Consider the following 19,766-nt stretch of genomic DNA (forward strand, 5'->3'; position numbering starts at 1 on the left):
CGGCCCGTGCCCGCCCGGCCCCGGCCTCGCGCTGCCGGTGGGGTTGCGCCGCCTGGCGGTCCGGCCCGGGTCGGTCCGTGCCTCGGCGGTGCGGATGGTGCCGTGGGGTTACGCCAAAGCCGTCCGGCCCGCGCGGTGGGTCGGGCCGCTCGGTCGCCCGGTCCGCCCCGGCGGCCCCTGCCCCCGGCGGTCCGGTCCGCGCCGGTGGTGTGCGCCCCGGCGGCCCACGCAGGCCGGTCCGCGTCGCCCGGCTCTTGCGCCTGCGCCGGCTGGTCTGCGCGCCCCACCCCGTCAAGTCCGTGCCGCTCGGCCCTTGCGCCCACCCCGGCGGCCCTGCACCGCCCGGCCTTCGGTCCGCGCCGGTCGTGTGCGCCCCGGAGGCCCGTGCCGGTGGTTCTGCGCTGCTCGGCGGTTCCTTTCGTCCGCCCGGTGGTGTGCGGCTCGCTGGTCCGGTCCGTGTTGGTGGGTCGGGGCGCTCGGCGTTCCCAGGGCGGTGGGTCTGCGCCGCTCGAGTTGCGCCTGCGCCGGCCGGTCCGCGCGGCCCGGCCCTTCGGCCCGTGCCCGCCCGGCCCCGGCCTCGCGCTGCCGGTGGGGTTGCGCCGCCTGGCGGTCCGGCCCGGGTCGGTCCGTGCCTCGGCGGTGCGGACGGTGCCGTGAGGCTTGCGCCCAAGCCGTCCGGCCCGCGCGGCGGCTCGGGCCGGACGGTCGCCCGGTCCGCCCCGGCGGCCCCTGCCCCGGCGGTCCGGTCCGCGCCGGTGGTGTGCGCCCCGGCGGCCCACACAGGCCGGTCCGCGCCGCCCGGCTCTTGCGCCCCCCCGGCCCTGCGCCGGTGGGGGAGCCGCGCCGATGCCGGCGGTCTGCGTTCCGGCGTACCGTCCGCCCGGTGGTTTCCGCCGCCCGGCCGTTTCGGGCCGCCACCCCGGGTAACCCGCCGCGGGTACGGACAGCCACACGGCGAAGCGGAGGCGCTCCGATGAAACGGGCTCTGTGGATCCTCCCGGTCGCCGGCGCAGGCGTCGGCGCCGGGCTCCTCGCGGCGCGCAAGGCCCGGCCGGCGCCGGGCGCCGACCGGTCCCGGAACCGGTGGCTCACCGTGACGGTCAACCGCCCGGTCGAGGAGGTGGCGTCCGGGGCCGAGCTGCCGCCGCCGCTGCGGCGCTTCGCTCAGGAGATCGACGTGCGGACGTCCCCCGCACCCGGCGGCCGCGGGACCGAGCTGGCCGTGCGGCCGAAGGAACCGCCGTCCGGAGCGCGGACCTCCCTCCCCGCGCGCCTGGCCGGACAGGACCCGCGCCAGGATCTGCGGCTGGCGCTGCGCCAGACCAAGGCCCTCCTGGAGGCGGGCGAGGTGCTGCACCCCGACACACCGTCGACGACCCGTCCGACGCCGGGCGGAAAGCTGGTCGGACTGCTCGTCCGCCGCTCCGGTGGGGAAGGAGTGCTGTGAAGGCGCTGTGCTGGGAAGGCGTGAACAAGCTGTCCGTCGAGAACGTCCCCGACCCCACGTTGCACAACGACCAGGACATGATCGTGCGGCTGATCGCGGGCACGACGTGCGGCTCGGACCTGCACCTCATCGGCGGCTACATCCCCGCCATGCGGGCCGGCGACGTCATCGGGCACGAGTTCCTCGGCGAGGTGGTGGAGACCGGCCCCGGCGTGCGGCGGCACAAGGCGGGCGACCGGGTCGTGGTCTGCTCGTTCGTCGGCTGCGGACGCTGCTGGTACTGCGCCAACGACCTGTGGTCGCTGTGCGACAACACCAACACCAACCCGGGGATCGCCCAGGCCCTGTTCGGCTACGAGACGGCGGGCATCTTCGGTTACTCGCACGCCATGGGCGGCCTGCGCGGCAGCCACGCCGAGTACGTCCGGGTGCCCTTCGCCGACTACGGCGCCTTCCCCGTGCCCGACGGCGTCGACGACACCAGCGCGCTGTTCGTGTCGGACTCCGCGCCCACCGGATGGATGGGCGCCGACCTCGGCGGGGTGAAACCGGGCGACGTGGTCGCCGTGTGGGGGTGCGGCGCCGTCGGACAGATGGCGGCCCGGGCGGCGATCCTGCTCGGCGCGGAACGGGTTCTGTCCATCGACCGCATCCCCGAGCGGCTGGCCATGACCGAGCGCCGCATCGGGTCGGAGACCATCGACTACACGACCACCGATGTCGCCGCCGAGCTGCGCGAACGCACCGGCGGCCGCGGCCCGGACGTCTGCATCGAAGCGGTCGGCATGGAGGCGCACAGCGACGGCCCGATGCACCTGTACGACCAGGCCAAGCAGCAGCTGCGGCTGCAGACCGACCGCCCCACCGCCGTACGCCAGGCCATCCACGCCTGCCGCAAGGGCGGCACCGTCTTCGTCCTCGGCGTCTTCGCGGGCGCCGTCGACAAGTTCCCGCTCGGCGCCGTGATCAACAAGGGGCTCACCGTGCGCGGCGCCCAGATGCACGGCCAGCGGTACATCCCCATGCTCCTGGAGCGCGTGGCGGCGGGTGAGCTGTCGACCGCGCACCTGGCCACCCACACCGTCCCGCTCGACCAGGCGCCGAAGGCGTACGACATGTTCAAGCACAAGACCGACGGCTGCGTGCGGGCCGTCATCCGCCCGGCGCCGTGACCCGGCCGGACACCGGGCGGCCGCCCGTGGGCGTGCTGCCGCAAGCCGCCCACGCGCTCGCCGGCCGCGTCGCCCGCCTCAGGGCGGCGCCCGCCCTGCACCCCCGGGGCGTGATGTGCGCCGGGACGCTGGAGGTGCCCGGCACCGACGGCGGCTGGTGGCGCGCGCCGTGGCTGGACCGGCCGGGCTCCTACGAGGCGACCGTGCGCTGGTCGCGCGCGCTCGGCCTGCCCGCACCCCTGCCGGACGGCCTGGGCCTCGCCGTGCGGGTCCACGACGCCGACGGCCCCGGTTCGGCCCTCGACCTGCTGTTCACCTCCAGCCGCGCCGGCCGCCTGGGCCGGCACCTGCCGCTGCTGCGGCCGCACGCCCTGGCCGGCCCCTACTCGACGCTCGTCTCCTACCGGGCGGGCGACCGTGCCCGCGTCCTGGCGGCCTTCCCCGTGCCCGGCGGCCACGGCCCGGTCGGCGCCTCCCTGCCCGCCCTGCGGCAGGCGCTCGCCCGCGCACCGCTGCGCTTCGACCTGCGGGCGGCGGCCGCCGACGAGCCCTGGCGCACCTTCGCCACGCTCGTCCTCACCCCGGGGCCGCCGGCCCCGGAGAGCGGCACGGTGTCGTACGACCCCTACGCCCACAGCGTCCCCGGACTGCGCCCCACCGCACGCCTGAGCGGTCTGCGCGAGGCCGCCTACAGCGGCTCCCGCCGCGGACGGAGCGGCCGGCCGCTCCGGTGAGCCGGGCGCCGCCGCGCCGGGCGGCCCGGCCGCCGCTCGGCCCGTTCCGGCCACCCGCCGTGACGTGGTGTTTTACAGTGGCTGGCATCAGTTCCGGCGACAGCACCTGTGAGGTATTCGCGACATGCCGACTGAAACGTTTGAGTTTCAGGTAGAGGCCCGTCAGCTGCTGCAGCTGATGATTCACTCGGTCTACTCGAACAAGGACGTCTTCCTGCGGGAGCTCGTCTCCAACGCGTCCGACGCGCTGGACAAGCTGCGCCTGGAGAAACTCAAGGACGACTCGCTCGACGCCGACGTGTCCGATCTGCACATCGAGATCGACGTCGACAAGGACGCCCGTACCCTCACCGTGCGCGACAACGGCATCGGGATGTCGTACGACGAGGTGGGCCGGCTCATCGGCACGATCGCCAACTCCGGCACCGCCCAGTTCCTGAAGGAGCTGCGGGAGACCAAGGACGCGGCCGCCACGGAGGGGCTCATCGGCCAGTTCGGCGTCGGCTTCTACTCCGGCTTCATGGTGGCGGACGAGGTCACCCTGGTGACCCGGCGGGCGGGCGAGAGCCAGGGCACCCGCTGGGCGTCGCGCGGCGAGGGCACCTACACCCTGGAGAGGGTCGACGACGCGCCGCAGGGCACCTCGGTCACCCTCCACCTCAAGCCGGCCGACCCGGAGAACCAGCTCCACGACTACACCTCCCCGTGGAAGATCAGGGAGATCGTCAAGCGGTACTCGGACTTCATCACCTGGCCCATCCGGATGCTGCCCGAGGGCCCCGCCGCCGAGGGCGGGGACGGCGAGGACGGCACCGCGCCCGAGCCCGAGACGCTCAACTCCATGAAGGCGCTGTGGGCCCGGCCGCGCGACGAGGTGTCCGACGACGAGTACCACGAGCTGTACAAGCACCTCGCCCACGACTGGCGCGACCCGCTGGAGACGATCCGGCTCCAGGCGGAGGGCACCTTCGAGTACCAGGCCCTGCTGTTCCTCCCCGCGCACGCCCCGCACGACCTGTTCACGCGCGACTTCAGGCGCGGCGTGCAGCTGTACGTCAAGCGCGTGTTCATCATGGACGACTGCGAGGCGCTGCTCCCGCCGTACCTCCGCTTCGTCAAGGGCGTCGTCGACGCGGCGGACCTCTCGCTGAACGTCTCCCGCGAGATCCTCCAGCAGGACCGCCACATCGAGATGATGCGCAAGCGGCTGACCAAGAAGGTCCTCTCCACGGTCAAGGAGATGATGGCCAAGGACCGGGACCGCTACGCCACCTTCTGGCGGGAGTTCGGCACGGTCCTGAAGGAGGGACTGGTCACCGACCCGGACAACCGCGACGCCGTCCTCGCCGTCGCCTCGTTCGCCAGCACGCACCACGACACCGAGCCGACCACGCTCAAGGACTACGTGGAGCGGATGAAGGACGGCCAGCAGGACATCTACTACCTGACCGGCGAGTCCCGGCAGAGCATCGAGAACTCCCCGCACATGGAGGCGTTCCGCGACCGGGGCATCGAGGTGCTGCTGCTCACCGACCCGGTCGACGAGGTGTGGGTGGACGCCGTCGGCGAGTACCAGGGCAAGAAGCTGAGGTCCGTCGCCAAGGGGCAGATCGACCTGGACGCCGAGGACGACGCCGCCTCCGACGACGAACGCGAGAAGCGGAACGAGGAGTACGCCGGGCTGCTCGGCTGGATGAAGGAGCGGCTGGACGAGGACATCAAGGAGGTGCGCCTGTCCTCCCGCCTCACCGTCTCCCCGGCCTGCGTCGTCTCCGACGCGCACGACCTGACGCCCGCCCTGGAGAACATGTACCGCGCGATGGGGCAGGAGGTGCCCAGCGCCAAGCGCATCCTGGAGCTGAACCCGGACCACCAGCTGGTGAAGGGCCTCAACCAGGCGTACAAGGAGCGTGAGGACCGCACGGAACTCGCCGGCACCGTCGAGCTCCTGCACGGTCTGGCGGTGCTCGCCGAGGGCGGCCAGCCCAAGGACCCGGCCCGGTTCGTCAAGCTCATGGCGGACCGTCTGGAACGCGCCCTGTAACCGGCCCGCCGCCCCGCCCCGCCCCCGTCCGCGACGCGCGCGCCGTCCGCCCTCCCGCCCGGCGCCGGGCGGCCCGGCCCCCGGCGGGGTCCGGGGCGGGGAGGCGGACCGAGGGCGGTCATGCCTGCCGGGAGTGCACCGGGTTGTGGGCGATCTCGTCCGGGCACGTCCGGCCCGGACGGCGCCGTCGGTCGCGCCGCAGGTCGGACGCCGCGAGGGCGAGGGACGCCAGCATGCCGGCGAGGGCGGCGCCCAGGGCCGCGACCAGGGCGCCGCGGTAGTCCCCGGTCCTGCCGAGCACCAGGTAGAACAGGCCGGGCAGGGCCGCGGTGCCCACCGCGGCGCCGAGCCGCTGCCCGGTCTGCAGGGCGCCGCCCGCCGCGCCCGCCATGCGTACCGGCACCTCCCGCAGGGTCATGGTGATGTTGGGGGAGACCACGAAGCCACCGCCCACACCGCCGAGGAACAGGGCGGGCGCCGCGGCCCAGGGCGCGATGCCGAGGGGTGCGAAGCGGAGCAGCACCGCGGCCACGCCCAGGCCGACGATCACACCGGTGAGCCCGCACACCGTCAGCAGCCGGCCGAACCGCTCCACCAGCCGGCCCGCGACCACGGCGGCGCACGCCGAGCCGAGGGCGAAGGGGGTGACGGCGAGGCCGGAGCGGAGCGGTGAGAACCCGAGACCGTGCTGGTAGAAGAGGGCGAAGACCAGCCAGACGCCGCTGAAGCCGATGAAGTACAGGGTGCCGACCCCGGCGCCGACGGCGTAGCCGCGCACGGTCGTGAACAGACGAGGATCGAGCAGCGGCTGCCCGCCCCGGACGACCAGACGCCGCTGCCACACGGCGAAGAGGGCGAGCGCCGCGGCCCCGGCGGGGAACAGCCGCCACAGGTCCCCGATCCCCCCGGACTCCGCCTGGACCAGCGGGTACATGAACGCGAGCACGCCGAGACCGAGGAGCAGGACGCCGGGCACGTCCACGCGTCCCCGCCCCGAGGGCCGGGTACGGGGCAGCAGGCGGCGGCCGAGCAGGACGGCGAGGACGCCGATGGGCACGTTGACGTAGAAGATCCACCGCCAGCCCTGGGCGCCGGAGGCGAGAGCCAGGATGACGCCGCCGGTCAGGGGGCCGACGGCGGAGGAGACGCCGACGGTCGCGCCGAAGAGACCGAAGGCGCGGCCCCGTTCGGCGCCGCGGAACATCTGCTGGATGAGCGCCGAGTTCTGCGGTGCCATGAACCCGGCCGCGAGGCCCTGGGCGAGCCGGGCAGCCACCAGCGAGGTGATACCGGGAGCCGCCCCGCAGGCCGCGCTGAAGAGCACGAACCCGGTGAGGGCCAGCAGGAAGATCCGGCGCCGGTCCAGCGCGTCGCCGAGCCGCCCGGCGGTGACGAGGGCGAGGGCGAACGTCAGGGCGTATCCGGACACCACCCACTGCACCTGAGCGGGTGAGGCGTGCAGGTCCCGCTGGACCGTGGGCAGGGCGACCGCCACGATCGTCACGTCCAGCAGGCTCATGAAGCCGGCCACGAGGGTGACCCACAGGGCCCGCCACCGACGCGGATCCGGCTCGTACCCGGCCTGCCAGCCGTCCTGGCCCCGGCCGCCCGCCGCCGATGTCGCCTCCGCCACAGGTGTTCCTCCCACCTCAGCCGCCCTGGCCGCAGCCGGGCCGGGGGCGAACGAAGCACGTCCCCCCTTCCCTGTGCCCGGTAACGGGCCGGCGTCACCGGCCGTCGGCCGTCCGCGCCCCGCGTTCCGGGTCGTCACGGCGGGTCGCGCGCCGTATGGCCCGTCGTTGGGCGGCCGTCGTGGCTCCCCAGATCCCGTCGTCCTCGCCGTGCTCGATCGCCCAGGAGCGGCAGGGCAGGAGCACGGGGCACCGCCGGCATATCGCCCGGGCGGAGGACGCCTGCGAATCGGGGGCGACCGAGTCGGACAGGGGGAAGAAGAGCTCGGGATCCTCCCCGGCGCACGCGGCCTCGTCGCGCCAGTCGTACGCGGACGCGCGGTGGTGGACTGCGGTCATCGCTCACCTCTGCCGGCCCAGGACGCACGGGATGCGTCGGACGCCGCGGCACACAGCCGTACCGCGGACCCGGCAGAGGTTGCCTGCCATTCTATGGTCGTTGCATCGATTTCTCCCGGAATGCCCTGACTCGTTTGGTTCCGGGCCGCTTCGGGGACTCCGTTGGCTATGGGTGACTACAGCGACAGCATCACCGTGCAGGTTCCGCCGGACCGGTTGTTCGCCTACCTGTCCGACGTGCAGCACCTGCCCTCCTACATGCCGCGGCTGACGTCCGCGCGCCCGCACGACGGGGACAAGGTCACCGTCACCGCTCACATCGACCCGCCCGACGCCCCGGAGCAGGACGTGACCAGCGAGGCGTGGCTCCACGTCGACGAGGGCGGCAAGAATCTCGACTGGGGCGCGGCGGGGCCGCACGACTACCGGGGGCGGCTGCACGTGGACGCCGGCGGGGACGCCGGGACCAGCCGCCTCTCCGTGCAGCTGCACACCGAGCACACCGAGGGCGGAGAGGTCGACCACGGCCTCCGGGAAGCCCTGAGCGGCATCAAGCAGGCGGTGGAGACCGCCGAACGCTGACGGGGCGGCGGCAACGCCCCCAGCCGGTGCGGCATGTACCGTCTGGGTTCCGGAATGCGTGAAGGGTGTGGGGCGCCCCCGCGGACGCGCGGGCGGTCCGGCGCGGGGAGGGTGTGCCATGTTCGCGGTGATCTACCGGTGGAGGCTGCACGAGGGCGCGGAGGAGCAGTTCGCCGCCGGCTGGCACCGCGTGACCCGGGCCATGCACCGGCACTGCGGCAGCTACGGCTCCCGGCTGCACCGGGCCGACGACGGAACCTGGGTGGCGTACGCACGGTGGCCGGACGCCGGCGCCCGCGAGGCCTGCCCCGAGGTCGACCCGGAAGGGGAGGCCATGATGCGGGAGGCGATCGCCGAGTCCTTCCCCTCCCTCCGGTGCCAGGTGGTGGACGACCTCCTCGCCGAACCCGGCCGGCTGCCCGGCCCCGGTCCGCAGACCGCGCCCCCGGACCGGTCCTGAGCCTCTCGAGCCGCCGACCGCACCCCGGTGCGGACCGCCCCGGCGGCGACCGCCGAGCCTCAGCTCACCGTCCCGGCTCGCGTGCCGCGCACGGTCGGCGAGGCGGCGCGGGGCGGCGCCGCCCCGCGCACCGGCTCCGCGGCTGCCGCCCCGCCCACGCCGGCCGCCGCCCCTCACCGGCCCCCGGTGGCCCGGCGGTCCGCCGCGGAGGCGAAGCCCAGCCAGGTGTGCCGGTTGCCCCACCAGCACCAGCCGATCTTCGGGGCGTCGCGGCGCTCGCGTCCGTCCCGCCCGGTGCCGTTGCTGATCCAGATGGCGGGCGTGCGGGCGTCCAGGCCGCCGTTCTCCTTCCGCAGCCGTGAGCCGATGGTCATGAAGCAGTGGTTGCGCTCCAGGACCTCCGGCTGCTGGAGCACCCAGTGGAGTCCCTCGGTGAGCAGCAGCGGTGTGCGGCCCTCCCCGGTGAGGGCGGGCAGTGCCTCCTCCGGGCTCCAGCCGGACAGGTGGTCACCGCGGTCCAGGCCGGTGACGAGGTACAGCGGCGCATCGGGCAGTTCGACGCCGTGGGGACCGAACCGGTCGACGTCGGTCATGTCGACGACGACGAAACCCGGCTTGCCGGCGCGGCGCAGCAGCGGCGCGAGGGCGGAGGCGGGGGCCCGGTCCGGGTGCACGGCGAGGAGGGCGTCGCCGCCCGCACGGACCCCGGCGGCCGCGGCGAAGGTGCGGACGCCGGCGGGCGTCAGCCCGGCGATCTCGTGCACCCCCAGCTCGATCAGCCGTTCGGCCTGCGTGCTCAGGGCCGGGAGGGCGGGACGGACGGTGGCGGCGGACGTGGTGTCGGGCACGATGCTCCCAGGGACGGCGGCACGGACGGCGGGACAACGAGCCGCACCGCCCGCACGTTCCCGCCGCCCGCGCCCTTCCGCGGAACCCCGCCGCCCGCGGCCCTCGGCGGGCCCCGGCTCCCGACAGGTCCGCCGCCGCCTCCCGCACGGGCGGCCGGAGCGGACGACCGCGCAGCGAACGCTCCGGCCGGTCCCGGCCGCGCCCCGGCGCCCCGGCCCGGCCGTCCGCCTCGCCGAACCGACCGGGCCGGTCCCGGCGGGGCCTGCAGTAGGCTGACGGTTCGGACCGTCCACCGGATCCGTTCGCACCGGGAGAGGCAGGGTGGTGTGATGCCCGGCACGTCTGCAGGCGCGAACGGCGACGCCGCGTCCGAGCGGCACGCCGCAGTGGTGTTCTCCACCGACGCCGAATGGGCCGACCACCTCGTCGCCTTCGTCCGGGCCGGGTTCGACCGCGGCGAACAGGTGCAGTACTTCGCCGACGCCACCGACCCCGGCCTCGTCACGCGCACGCTCACCGACCGGGGCGTCGACGCCGCCCTGGCCGTGCGGCGCGGGCGGCTCGTGGTGACCACCGCCGCCGAGACGTACCTGGCCGGAGCCCGGTTCGACCCGGACGCGATGATCGGTCTGTGGGAGGAGGCCGTGGAAGCGGCCGCCGCGCAGGGGCACCGAGGACTGCGGGCGGTCGGCGAGATGTCCTGGGGCGCGCGGGACATCGCGGGCGCCGACCGGCTCCTGGAGTACGAGCTGCGCATCCACCACGAGGTCTTCGCCCGGCTGCCCCTGACGGCATGGTGCTTCTACGACCGGCGCCTGCTGCCCCGCGACCACCTGGAGGTGCTGGCGGCGGCCCACCGGACGTGCACGGGCCACGCCGCCGGCCCCGGCGGCGGACCGCCGCTGACGGCCGCCCCCCTGGCCGGCCCGGCCGGCTTCCGGCTCTCCGGATCGGCCGGCTACGAGAGCCGCCGCGTCATCGCGTCGGCGGCGGCCGCCCTCGCCGCTTCCCCGGCGCAGCAGGTCACCCTGGACCTGTCGGCGCTGGACCACCTGGACGTCGCGTCGCTGACCGGCCTCGCCCACGCGGCGGCCCGCCGGCCCCCCGGCCGGCCCGTACGGCTCCTCGGGGCTCCCCCCGCACTCCACCGCATGCTGGAGCTCTTCCCCGAGCTGGGCGACGGCCTGGAGGTGACCGGCCGATGACCACGTACTCACGGCCGCCGGCCGAGCCCGCGCGGGACGAGGCCGCCTTCCACCACCCCGCCCTCTTCTACACCACGGAAGAGGACTACGGAAAAGGCGTCGGGGACTTCGTCCGCGCGGACGCCGCCCGCGGGCGCCCGCTGCTCGTCGCCGTGCCCGGCGAACGCCTCAGCCTGCTCCGGGACGTCGTCGGCGACGCACACGAGGAGGTCGCCTGGGTCGACATGCGGCAGGCCGGACGCAACCCCGGCCGCATACTGTCGATGCTCCAGGACTTCGCCGACCGGCACGCGGACCGGCGCCCGTCCATCGTGGGCGAGCCGATCTGGGTGGGGCGCACGCCCGCGGAGGCACGCGAGGCCACCCGGCACGAGGCGCTGATCAATCTGGCGTTCGCCGGACGGCAGGCCACCATCCTGTGCCCCTACGACACCGCGCTGCCCGAAGAGGTGCTGGCACAGGCGCACCGGACGCATCCCGTCGTCGGCGGGCCCGGCGACTACCGGCACAGTCCCCGGTACGCCGACCCGCACGCCGTCTGCCGCGACTGCGACACCCCCCTGCCCGAAGCGGCGGACGCGGTCGTCCTGCACTTCGCGGAACGGGACCTCGGGAGGATACGCGACGCGGCCCGGGACTGGGCCGAAGCGGCCGGACTGCCGCCGCGGCGGCGCACCGACTGGCTGCTGGCCCTGAACGAGGCGACCGGCAACTCGGTGCGCCACGGCGGAGGCCACGGCACCCTGCGCCTGTGGCGCACGGCCGACGCCCTGGTCGCCGAGACACGCGACCGCGGACGGCTCACCGATCCCCTCGCCGGGCGCCGCCGCCCCGACCCGCTCTCCCCGGCCGGCGGCCGGGGCCTGTGGATGATGCACCAGCTCTGCGACCTGGTGGAGACCCGGGTGCTGCCGTCCGGTCTGGTGCTGCGCCTGACCATGTCACTGGACTGACCGTCCACGGCGGTGCCCAACGCCCGGCGGATCGACATGCATGCATGTCGACGACGGGGGTAGGCGCGCGAACGTCGGTCAGTGGACCGACGAGGAAAGAACCGACTCGACCGGGAGGGGCGCACCGTGACGACGACCGTGCAGACTACTGAGCAGACGGTGGACGTTCCAGCGATCGCGGACCCGACCCAGGTCGCTCCCAAGGACGCCCGCGAGCTGTCGAAGCTGTTCTTCGACCAGCTGGCCGTGCTGGAGGAGGGCACGCCCGAGTACCAGTACGCCCGGAACACGCTGATCGAGATGAACATGTCCCTGGTCCGCTACGCGGCCGGCCGGTTCCGCAGCCGCGGGGCGGAGGAGATGGAGGACATCGTCCAGGTCGGCATGATCGGTCTGATCAAGGCCATCGACCGGTTCGAGCTCTCCCGCGAGGTGGAGTTCACCTCGTTCGCCGTGCCCTACATCGTGGGCGAGATCAAGCGCTTCTTCCGCGACACCTCCTGGGCCGTGCACGTGCCGCGGCGGCTGCAGGAGGCCCGTGTGCAGCTGGCCCGCGCCACCGAGGAACTGCGCAGCCGACTGGGCCGGACACCGACCACCAAGGAACTGGCCGAGCTGATGTGCCTGCCCGAGGAGGAGGTCGTCGAGGCGCGCCTGGCCTCCAACGGCTACAAGTCGGCGTCCCTGGACGCGGCGATCAGCGGCAGCGAGGACGGCGAGGCCGCGCTGGCGGACTTCATCGGCGACGAGGACGCCGCCCTCGGCCTGGTCGAGGACTTCCACGCCCTGGCGCCCATGATCGCCGAACTCGACGAACGCGACCGCAAGATCATCCACTGGCGTTTCGTCGAGGAACTCACCCAGGCCCAGATCGGCGAGCGCCTGGGCGTCTCCCAGATGCACGTCTCCCGCCTGATCACGCGTCTGCTGGCCCGCCTCCGCGAGGGCATGCTCACCACCGACTGAACCGGACCGCTCACGGGCGACCCGCACGGGGTGTCGCCTCGGGCCCCGCGCCCGTGGCGCGCGCTGCCCCTGCTCGGCACAGGTCACGGTGCCCTCGCAGGGCCGGGGAGAGACCGGCGCAGGCCGCCGGGCGGTCGTCGCCGGTTGCCCGGCGATCAGGCGGTGGACGCCGGGGCCGGCCCGGCGCATCGGCGGGCGGCGCGGCCGGGTCATGCCGCACGGACCGCTGCACGGGGACACCCAGCACATCCAGCCGTGCCCGCCAGGGCCTACTCCTCGGGCTCCCAGGCCAGCAGAAGGTCGAAGAGGCGCCGGTCGCCGTCGAGTTCCAGGGAGCCCACCGGAATGCGGCCGTACAGGGCCAGGACCAGCTCACGGGCCGCGCCCCGGGCCGACGCGTCGGACGCGTCCGTATCAGTGCCGTCGGGGGAGGAGAGGCGGGCGGTCCGTGCGCCGTCGGCGGAGAGCCGGAGGCGCCAGGAGGGGCCCTCGGTGGCGTGGTAGTCGACGGCGGCGGGCCCGTGCGGCCAGGCACTCGTCGTCGCACAGCAGGTGGACAGGAACTCGTCGACGCCGTCGAGTGCCACCTCGTCCGGCAGCGGCTGCGGGTCGCCCACGGCGAGCTGGGCGTCGTAGGTGTGCACCGCGACCTCCTGGAGCTGGTGCCGGGCGACGGCGCCGCAGGTCTGCGGCGACTGCGACGAACCCCACCACGTCCAGCAGCCGCGATCCGGGCCGGCCTCCCGCAGCGCGTCCAGCAGCTCCTGCGTCGCTGCGGCCGACCAGGCCAGCAGGGCCCCGCGCTCCCGGGGCGGCTGCGCAGAGCCCCCCGGAGCCGGCCGGGCCGGGGGAGCGGCGCCGGGCCCCGCGGCGACGGCGGCGGCCCAGAAGCGGCGCCCCTCGCCCAGGTGCCGCACCAGATCGAACAGCGTCCACTCCGGGCAGGTCGGCACCTGCACGTCGAGGCTGGGCGCGGCGGCGACCGCCGAGCGGAAGGCGGTCGAACGTTCCCCGATCAGCTGCAGCAGATCGGGGAACTCCAGAGTCTTGGTCACGCCCGCTGTCTATCACCGTGCCCCGGCGCCCGGACAGCGATTTCCGCGAGCGGGCGACGCTGCCCGGACTTCGGCGGATGCGCACCGAACGTATGCGGCCCCACCGGCGTCACCTCGGTGACCGACTCGAAAGGGGTCACCATGACTGCCGCACGCTCCCGTGCCCGCCTCCTGCCCGCCGCCGCGCTGGGCGCAACCCTGCTGTGCCTGACCGCCGCCTGCGGCGCCGAGCGAGCCACACCCGCCGAAGGCGCCCGCGGACGGGTGCCCCACGGCACGGTGCGGGGCACCACCGCTTGGAAGGAGCCCGCCGCCTACGCCTACACGCTGACGTCGACCTCGGAGACCCTGGCGGGGACCTTCCGGGTCGAGGTGCGCGACGGCCGTGTGACGAAGGCGGTCGGCCTCGACGAGGACAGCCGGCGGCAGGCGCGGCGACTCCCCGCCCGCCTGCCCACCATCGGCGAGCTGTTGAGGGAGCTGGAACAGGCCCGCGAGCACGGCGCGGAGACCGCGGACGCGACGTACGCGGCAGACGGGCGCCCCGTGCGGATCTCACTGGACTGGGACGCCAATGCCGTCGACGACGAGGCCCTCTACCTCGTCGGCGACTACGCACCGCACTCGGCCGGCTGACGGTCGCTGCGCCGGCCGAGGGCCGTCGCACGCCGGCCGGACGCCGCCCGAAACGAGTGGTCCGGCCGAGGCGTCCACCTCGACCGGACCACCGGGCCGTCCGCCGCGCCCTGCGGCTCAGTCGCTGGAGATGATCTCGAGCAGGTCGCCGACCGCGCGGTCGGGCAGGGCCCGGGCCACGTCCGCCAGGGCGACGATGCCGACGAGGCGGTGGCCGTCGATGACGGGCAGGCGGCGCACCTTGTGGGAGGCCATGGTGCGCAGGATCTCCTCGGCGTCGTCGTCCGCGCCGATCGTCACCGCCTCACCCTGCGCCAGGTCCCCGGCCTTGACGTCGGCCGGGTCCTTGCCGGCGCCGAGCACCTTGACGACGATGTCCCGGTCGGTGAGCACGCCCTTGAGACGGTCGTCGGTGCCGCAGATGGGCAGCGCGCCGACACCGAGTTCGGTCATCTTGCGCGCCGCGTCCAGGACGTTTTCTTCCGCGCCGACGCACTCCGCGCCCTTGGTCATGAGGTCCCGTGCCGTGGTCATGCGTCCTCCTGAAATGTCGTGACGTTCCGGTGGTGTCGGATAACCACAGGTGAGGCACCTAAACGCCCTGTGCTTCCCGTTCCCCCGAACTCCGGCTTCCCGCGTCGTCCCGGTCGATACGGAGCGGCGCACGGGGTACGCGTGACGGATCGGCCGGTCGAGCGGAGGGATGAGGGTGTGCGGAGGCAGTTGATGTGGATGCTGGTCCTGCGGGGCGCCGCGGCGCTGTCGTTCGGGGCGATGGCGGTGGTGTGGCCGGCGGTGACGGTGCTGGCGCTGGCCCTGCTGTTCGGCGCGTACGCCCTCGTCGACGGTGCGACGCTGCTGGCGAGCGCCTTCCGCCGGGAAGGGGACACGGGGCACCGGGCGGCGCACGCGGTCGCAGGCGCGGTGGGCGTCGCCGCCGGGGTGATCACCATCGCCTGGCCCGGTGTGACCGCGCTGGCGCTGGTCGCCCTGATCGGCGCATGGGCTGTGATCACCGGCGTCGTGGAGATCTGGGCGGCGGTGCGCTTCCGCCGGGAGCTGCACCACGAGTGGGCGCTGTTCCTGGCCGGCGGCGCCTCGGTCGTCGCGGGTGCACTCGTCTGGACCCGCCCGGAGGCGGGTGCGCTCACCCTCGCGCAGATCGTCGGCGTCTACGCGCTCGTCTCCGGTGGGCTGGCGCTGGCAGCCGCCCGGCGGCTGCACGGCGCCGGCGCCGTGGCACGCCCGGCCCGTCACGCCCGGCATGCCTGACCCGCGGACCCTCCCCGGCACGGCGGAGGTCCCGGCGGCCGGTGGTGAGGCGCACCGGCGCCGGGTAGGCGGCCTTCATGGGTGAAGTGGTGCAGGCAGGACTGTGGGGACTCGTTGCGGGCTCGGCGCTGCTGCTCGGCGCGGCGCTGGGGTACGGGCTCCGGGTTCCGCAGAAGGTGATCGCGACCGTGATGGCCTTCGGCGCCGGGGTGCTGCTGTCGGCGGTCTCCTTCGAGCTGATCGGGGAGGCGTACGAGCAGGGAGGGCTCGTCCCCGCGGCCGTCGGCGCGCTGACCGGTGCGCTGGCCTACACCGGCGGCAATGTGTGGCTGGCCCGGCGGGGCGCCCGGCATCGCAAGCGGTCCGGCCACCACCGGTCGCAGGCGCAGCCGTCGGAGGCCCAGCTGTCCGGGTCCGGAGCGGCGCTCGCACTGGGTGCCCTGCTCGACGGCGTCCCGGAGTCCGCGGTCATCGGCGTGAGCCTGCTGGACGGCGGAGCGGTCAGCCTGGTGACCGTGGCGGCGGTGTTCATCAGCAACGTCCCCGAGGGGCTGTCCAGTTCCGCGGGGATGAAGAAGGCCGGCCGCGGCAAGGGGTACGTCTTCGGCGTGTGGGGGGCCATCGCCGCCGCGAGCACGGTGTCGGCGGTCCTCGGCTACACCGTCGTCGGAGCCTTCTCCCCGGCGGTGATCGCCGCCGTCACGGCGGTGGCCGCCGGAGCCATCCTCGCGATGATCGCCGATACGATGATCCCCGAGGCGTTCGAGGACGCCCACCTGGCCATCGGACTGATCACCGTGGGCGGCTTCCTCACCTCCTTCGCCCTCTCCCACCTGTGAGCCGGGAAGCACCGGACGAGCCGGGCGGCTCCCTCGCGGCCGGGACCGGGAGGCGGATCCCGGGCGCAGGCCAACCGGAGCAGCCCCGCAGGCGCGGCCGCGGCACGGGCTCGAACCTGGCTCCATGAGCATCCGTCCGTGGGTCGTCGTCGAGGCGCCGGACAGTCGTGGCCTTCGCCGGGTCACCGTGGGCGGTGAGCACATCGGCAGTGCCTGGTCACCGGGGGAGCTGCGCAGACTGCTCGACCGCCACGGACACCCGGACGTCGACCTGGAGGACCCGGCATCCGTCTGCTGGCGCGGAGGGGACAGCGGGACATGGCCCGACCGCGCCTGGAGAAGGCGTGCCGTGCTCGTCCTCATGGTGGTGGGGCTGCTCGCCTCCGGGCTTCTCGACGCGGTGATCGGGTGGCCGGACGCCTCCGCCGCTCTGACCTTCGCCCAGCGCGTGACCGGGGCGCTGCTCGTCCTGTCCGGGGTGGTGCAGGGCGCCGCGGCGATCGCGGCACTCGACTACTGGGGGAGACGGCACTCCAGGACCTCCGGCGCGCTCGTGCTCCTCGGAGTGCTCCTCTCACTGGCCACGGACAGCCTGCTTGTGCTGATGTGGCTGGAGGAGAGGGAGTACACGCCCTACATGCTGGCATTCCTGCCGCTGTGGTGCTGGTCCCTGTGGGCACTTCGTCTGCTGGTCCGCGCGAGATCCTGGAAGGGAGTCCCGCAGCCCAGGAAATACGCGGCGGGTCTGTTCACCTCGGCCCTCGTGACGGCTGTCAGCCTGGCGTACTCGACCGTGTACCAGCCCGCGGTGGCCCCCATGCGCTTCACCCTCAAGGCGGCCTTCGGCACGGCCCGGGCGGACCGCGAACGCCCCTTCGTCCAGGTACCGCTGCAGCTCTCCGTGAGGAACACGGGCGACGTTGCCGTCTACGTCATCGTCAACGACTTCTCCGTCTACGGCAGAACCGCCGCGTACTCCGAGACGGGGAACTCGGTGGAGGAGCAGTGGAAGAGGAGCATCGACGAGAACGCGGAGGAGGATGCGGAACGCCACGTCGACCGGCTCCAGTACTCCCTCCTCAGCAGCGGGCGCTTCTACGACCCCGGCACCGTGCTCGACAGCGGCCAGGAAGACACCCGGCAGCACGTGTTCCAGCTCCCCGCGAACGCCGCGTACGACCTGCTGCGCGTCGATCTGCAGATGACGTACATGCGGAAGGACCGGGGCAGGATCGACGTCCGGACCTTCGGCAAGGCCCACGTGTCGTGGGGCCGGGGAAACGGCCGGTACTCCTGCGTCCTGCTCAGGTGCGCGGACCAGTTCGTGTATCACGCCAGGGTCCGCCACAACAACAACCTGGTCAATGTGACCCGCAGTCCGCGCTACGTGACAGCGGTCTGGTCACCTGAGCTGAGCCCCGTGTACTCCGTCTCCTCCTACCACCTTCGAGGCAGAGGGGTGGACCCGGCGGAGGAGACGCGGGACGTGAACAGGTTCGGCATCGGGGAAGTCCACGCCTATTCGGAGGTGTCGGCCGCGGAGTTGCTGGGCTCTATGCCTTCTCCTCGGCCATCGCGACCCACGTCCCCGCGCTGACCCCCGCGTCCCGGTCGAGCAGCCAGGCCGCCCGCAGGCAGTGGAGGGCCGGGGTGCCCAGGGTGCCGAAGAGCTCGCTCGCCGGCACGGACCGCGCGAGAGCGGGAACGAGCCGGTCGGTTGCCAGCCGGGCGTCGGCGAGCCGGTCGTTGCGCAACTGGGCGAAGGCGTCGAGGGCGTCGTCGCCCGCCTCCTCGACCTTCCAGAGGTCCTTGACGCCCTCGGAGTTCCACTTCTCCGGAAGCACGCTCTTCAGGTCCCTGGCGAGGGTGTCGTCCGGGACGGCGTCGAAGAGGGAGTCGGCGCACACCTCGGCCGCCTCGCCGAGCCGTACGTTCGGCAGCCCCTGCGCCGAGGCGGCGTCCTCCTGCTCCTTGCGCAGCCGGTCGGACTGCTCCTCCAGCCTCTTCTTCGCCGCGGCCCGGTCCTCGTCCGACACCCTCGGGTCCCCGAACTCGTCGAGCGAGGAACTGACCTCCTGCGTGGTCCTCGCAAGCCCCTTGCGTCTTCTCTCCGGCGTCCTGGGGTCCTTGAGGATCACCAGCGAGGCCCCCACCGACCTCACGGCACGGCTGAGCGTTGCCTCACCGGGGGCGTCGGCCGGTGCGCGGGTCGCGACGGACGTGGCGTGGCGCACGATCGCGGTCAGCCCCGCCCTCAGTTCCGGGGACGTCCTGCGGTCCCCGATCGTGGGCAGGACGGACGCGGACCTCTCCGCGATGAAGGTGATGTCACGCCGCCTCGCGGGTCGCACCCCCGGCCGGTCGGCCGCCGCCAGCGTGGAGGTCACCTGTTCCACGGCGCCCGCCAGCCGTTCCCGCAACGCGCGAGGCGTCCTGGAGTCTCCGATCACCGCCAGGGCCGAGAGGACGTCCCGTGCGCTCCGCACGACACCGTCCCGCTCCTGCGGCGGGACCCGCGGATCCCGCACGGACTCCAAGGCGGTGGTCAACTGCCGCACGCTGGGCTCGACGTCCTCCGGGACGTCGGCGCGCACCTTGTTCACATCGGCGGTCACGTCTTCGACCTCCTGCGTCTGCTCCCGCGCGGCCTCGGACGCCGGTGAACCGGTGTCACGCGGACCGGTCGACGTCTCGGTGGGCGACGTGTCACTCGGGCCCGGTGTCTCGGTCGGATTGACGGTCCCGCTCGTGGAGGGGGCCGGTGCTGTCGTAGGGGCCGTGGTGCTCGGCGTCGGCGGGGAAGGAGCCGACGGCGTGGACGCGGTGGCGGAAGGCTCCGTCGGGGAAGGCGTCACCGGCGGGGAAGGCTCCGCCGGCGAAGGTCCGAGCGAGGACGGCCCGGGTGAGGACGGCCCCGGGGGAGGAGGCGTCGTCTGCTCCGGCACGTCCGTCCGGGCCCGGCTCGCCTGGCTGTGCGCCTGCGGCACCGGCGCGGCGGCCGCTGAGCCGATCGGCAGGGCGAGCGCGGCGGCCAGGGCGGACGCCCCGGTCATGCGGAAGACGTGGTGCCGAGTATGTCTGGCCATCATCGATCCAGAGGGGCTCTGCGTCACACACCGCCCCGTCCGTGCGGACAGGCGTCCCTTCCTCCACTGTTCACCCGCCCGGCCCATTACGCAACGCGCGCCCCGGCCGACAGCCGGACCGCAGGCGACGGTTGCCCCGGGGAACCGTGGCGCCGCAGGGCGCGCGGTCCGAGGTGGACGCCGAGACCGGTGGGGGGCGGCAGGCCGCCCGGCTGATGCCCGTTGCGGGAGAGGGCGCGGCGGATCGCGGGGACGGCGCCCGCCCCGCCCCAACTCGCCGCGCAGGCGGGGGAGAGGGCGCTCCACCGCCGGATCGCGGTGCCGGGCGGCCTGATCGCTGCCGGTACGGTCGCCCCGCACCGTCCCGCCCGGTGCTCACCACGGCCATGGGCGTCCGGCTGGGGGCGCTGCCCGATGTCACCCGCCTGGAGCCCGG

At 74.2% G+C, this 19,766-nt stretch carries 19 protein-coding genes; 13 read left to right on the top strand and 6 right to left on the bottom strand.

The window, feature by feature from the left end:
• Positions 1-973 precede the first annotated feature (973 nt).
• The 4 genes from ABZ261_RS25875 to htpG all read left to right on the top strand — a co-directional run bounded on the left by ABZ261_RS25875 (position 974) and on the right by htpG (position 5,397).
• Complete coding sequence (locus ABZ261_RS25875) at positions 974-1,447, top strand: hypothetical protein (RefSeq protein ID WP_356863098.1); 474 nt, start codon at positions 974-976, stop codon at positions 1,445-1,447.
• Positions 1,444-2,619 (top strand): zinc-dependent alcohol dehydrogenase, encoded by a 1,176-nt coding sequence (locus ABZ261_RS25880; protein ID WP_356863100.1) that lies wholly within the window; start codon positions 1,444-1,446, stop codon positions 2,617-2,619. Before ABZ261_RS25875 ends, ABZ261_RS25880 begins: the two co-directional genes overlap by 4 nt.
• Positions 2,616-3,353: a phosphodiesterase gene (locus tag ABZ261_RS25885; protein WP_356863102.1), complete on the top strand. Its 738-nt coding sequence runs from the start codon at positions 2,616-2,618 to the stop codon at positions 3,351-3,353. The genes ABZ261_RS25880 and ABZ261_RS25885 overlap by 4 nt, the downstream gene beginning before the upstream one ends.
• A gap of 124 nt (positions 3,354-3,477) precedes the next feature.
• The gene (gene htpG, locus ABZ261_RS25890; protein ID WP_356863104.1) at positions 3,478-5,397 is read left to right on the top strand and encodes a molecular chaperone HtpG; all 1,920 of its coding nucleotides are present in this window, start codon (positions 3,478-3,480) and stop codon (positions 5,395-5,397) included.
• Positions 5,398-5,515: 118 nt separating this feature from the next.
• Here htpG and ABZ261_RS25895 read toward each other — a convergent pair whose 3' ends face one another.
• Positions 5,516-7,030 carry an MFS transporter gene (locus ABZ261_RS25895; RefSeq protein WP_356863106.1) on the bottom strand — a complete coding sequence of 505 codons (1,515 nt, stop codon included), beginning with the start codon at positions 7,028-7,030 and terminating at the stop codon, positions 5,516-5,518.
• Positions 7,031-7,124: 94 nt separating this feature from the next.
• Positions 7,125-7,427 carry a WhiB family transcriptional regulator gene (locus tag ABZ261_RS25900; RefSeq protein WP_356863108.1) on the bottom strand — a complete coding sequence of 101 codons (303 nt, stop codon included), beginning with the start codon at positions 7,425-7,427 and terminating at the stop codon, positions 7,125-7,127.
• A gap of 168 nt (positions 7,428-7,595) precedes the next feature.
• Between ABZ261_RS25900 and ABZ261_RS25905 the strand changes: the two genes are divergently transcribed.
• A complete protein-coding gene (locus tag ABZ261_RS25905; protein ID WP_356863110.1) occupies positions 7,596-8,009 on the top strand; it encodes an SRPBCC family protein in 414 nt (137 codons plus the stop codon).
• A 118-nt stretch (positions 8,010-8,127) separates the two neighbouring features.
• The gene (locus ABZ261_RS25910; RefSeq protein ID WP_356863112.1) at positions 8,128-8,469 is read left to right on the top strand and encodes an antibiotic biosynthesis monooxygenase; all 342 of its coding nucleotides are present in this window, start codon (positions 8,128-8,130) and stop codon (positions 8,467-8,469) included.
• A 173-nt stretch (positions 8,470-8,642) separates the two neighbouring features.
• Here the strand turns inward: ABZ261_RS25910 and ABZ261_RS25915 are convergent, their stop codons facing one another.
• Positions 8,643-9,317, bottom strand: coding sequence for a DUF5701 family protein (locus ABZ261_RS25915; RefSeq protein ID WP_356863114.1), 675 nt, complete (start codon positions 9,315-9,317; stop codon positions 8,643-8,645).
• A gap of 330 nt (positions 9,318-9,647) precedes the next feature.
• Here ABZ261_RS25915 and ABZ261_RS25920 point away from each other — a divergent pair, with 330 nt between their 5' ends.
• From ABZ261_RS25920 to ABZ261_RS25930, 3 genes are all read left to right on the top strand, one after another.
• On the top strand, positions 9,648-10,523 hold the full coding sequence (locus tag ABZ261_RS25920) for an MEDS domain-containing protein (protein ID WP_356863116.1): 876 nt from the start codon (positions 9,648-9,650) through the stop codon (positions 10,521-10,523).
• On the top strand, positions 10,520-11,476 hold the full coding sequence (locus tag ABZ261_RS25925) for a sensor histidine kinase (RefSeq protein ID WP_356863118.1): 957 nt from the start codon (positions 10,520-10,522) through the stop codon (positions 11,474-11,476). Before ABZ261_RS25920 ends, ABZ261_RS25925 begins: the two co-directional genes overlap by 4 nt.
• Before the next feature lie 126 nt (positions 11,477-11,602).
• Positions 11,603-12,442, top strand: a complete 840-nt coding sequence (locus tag ABZ261_RS25930; protein WP_356863120.1) for an RNA polymerase sigma factor SigF — start codon at positions 11,603-11,605, stop codon at positions 12,440-12,442.
• Between the two features lie 269 nt (positions 12,443-12,711).
• Here the strand turns inward: ABZ261_RS25930 and ABZ261_RS25935 are convergent, their stop codons facing one another.
• Positions 12,712-13,497, bottom strand: coding sequence for a maleylpyruvate isomerase family mycothiol-dependent enzyme (locus ABZ261_RS25935; protein ID WP_356863122.1), 786 nt, complete (start codon positions 13,495-13,497; stop codon positions 12,712-12,714).
• A gap of 141 nt (positions 13,498-13,638) precedes the next feature.
• On the opposite strand from ABZ261_RS25935, the gene ABZ261_RS25940 reads away from it, so the two are divergent.
• Entirely contained in the window at positions 13,639-14,133 is a 495-nt protein-coding gene (locus ABZ261_RS25940) for a DUF6174 domain-containing protein (RefSeq protein WP_356863124.1), read from the top strand.
• A 117-nt stretch (positions 14,134-14,250) separates the two neighbouring features.
• On the opposite strand, the gene ABZ261_RS25945 is transcribed toward ABZ261_RS25940, so the two are convergent.
• Positions 14,251-14,667, bottom strand: coding sequence for a CBS domain-containing protein (locus ABZ261_RS25945; protein ID WP_356863126.1), 417 nt, complete (start codon positions 14,665-14,667; stop codon positions 14,251-14,253).
• 177 nt (positions 14,668-14,844) lie between these two features.
• Between ABZ261_RS25945 and ABZ261_RS25950 the strand changes: the two genes are divergently transcribed.
• From ABZ261_RS25950 to ABZ261_RS25960, 3 genes are all read left to right on the top strand, one after another.
• Positions 14,845-15,405, top strand: coding sequence for a DUF308 domain-containing protein (locus ABZ261_RS25950; protein WP_356863128.1), 561 nt, complete (start codon positions 14,845-14,847; stop codon positions 15,403-15,405).
• A gap of 77 nt (positions 15,406-15,482) precedes the next feature.
• Positions 15,483-16,244, top strand: coding sequence for a ZIP family zinc transporter (locus ABZ261_RS25955; RefSeq protein WP_356863130.1), 762 nt, complete (start codon positions 15,483-15,485; stop codon positions 16,242-16,244).
• Positions 16,245-16,368: 124 nt separating this feature from the next.
• On the top strand, positions 16,369-17,841 hold the full coding sequence (locus ABZ261_RS25960; RefSeq protein WP_356863132.1) for a hypothetical protein: 1,473 nt from the start codon (positions 16,369-16,371) through the stop codon (positions 17,839-17,841).
• Here the strand turns inward: ABZ261_RS25960 and ABZ261_RS25965 are convergent.
• Positions 17,798-18,859 carry a hypothetical protein gene (locus ABZ261_RS25965; RefSeq protein ID WP_356863134.1) on the bottom strand — a complete coding sequence of 354 codons (1,062 nt, stop codon included), beginning with the start codon at positions 18,857-18,859 and terminating at the stop codon, positions 17,798-17,800. The two genes, ABZ261_RS25960 and ABZ261_RS25965, sit on opposite strands and share 44 nt — an antisense overlap.
• Positions 18,860-19,766: the final 907 nt, after the last annotated feature.

It is taken from the genome of Streptomyces sp. NPDC006193, from assembly GCF_040613915.1.
GTDB lineage: Bacteria > Actinomycetota > Actinomycetes > Streptomycetales > Streptomycetaceae > Streptomyces.

Excerpts from the sequence above, each read along its gene's own strand:
- ABZ261_RS25875 (WP_356863098.1), top strand. The coding sequence starts at position 974 with ATGAAACGGGCTCTGTGGATCCTCCCGGTCGCCGGCGCAGGCGTCGGC.
- htpG (WP_356863104.1), top strand. The coding sequence starts at position 3,478 with ATGCCGACTGAAACGTTTGAGTTTCAGGTAGAGGCCCGTCAGCTGCTG.
- ABZ261_RS25900 (WP_356863108.1), bottom strand. The coding sequence starts at position 7,427 with ATGACCGCAGTCCACCACCGCGCGTCCGCGTACGACTGGCGCGACGAG.
- ABZ261_RS25905 (WP_356863110.1), top strand. The coding sequence starts at position 7,596 with ATGGGTGACTACAGCGACAGCATCACCGTGCAGGTTCCGCCGGACCGG.
- ABZ261_RS25910 (WP_356863112.1), top strand. The coding sequence starts at position 8,128 with ATGTTCGCGGTGATCTACCGGTGGAGGCTGCACGAGGGCGCGGAGGAG.
- ABZ261_RS25920 (WP_356863116.1), top strand. The coding sequence starts at position 9,648 with ATGCCCGGCACGTCTGCAGGCGCGAACGGCGACGCCGCGTCCGAGCGG.
- ABZ261_RS25925 (WP_356863118.1), top strand. The coding sequence starts at position 10,520 with ATGACCACGTACTCACGGCCGCCGGCCGAGCCCGCGCGGGACGAGGCC.
- ABZ261_RS25940 (WP_356863124.1), top strand. The coding sequence starts at position 13,639 with ATGACTGCCGCACGCTCCCGTGCCCGCCTCCTGCCCGCCGCCGCGCTG.
- ABZ261_RS25945 (WP_356863126.1), bottom strand. The coding sequence starts at position 14,667 with ATGACCACGGCACGGGACCTCATGACCAAGGGCGCGGAGTGCGTCGGC.
- ABZ261_RS25955 (WP_356863130.1), top strand. The coding sequence starts at position 15,483 with ATGGGTGAAGTGGTGCAGGCAGGACTGTGGGGACTCGTTGCGGGCTCG.
- ABZ261_RS25960 (WP_356863132.1), top strand. The coding sequence starts at position 16,369 with ATGAGCATCCGTCCGTGGGTCGTCGTCGAGGCGCCGGACAGTCGTGGC.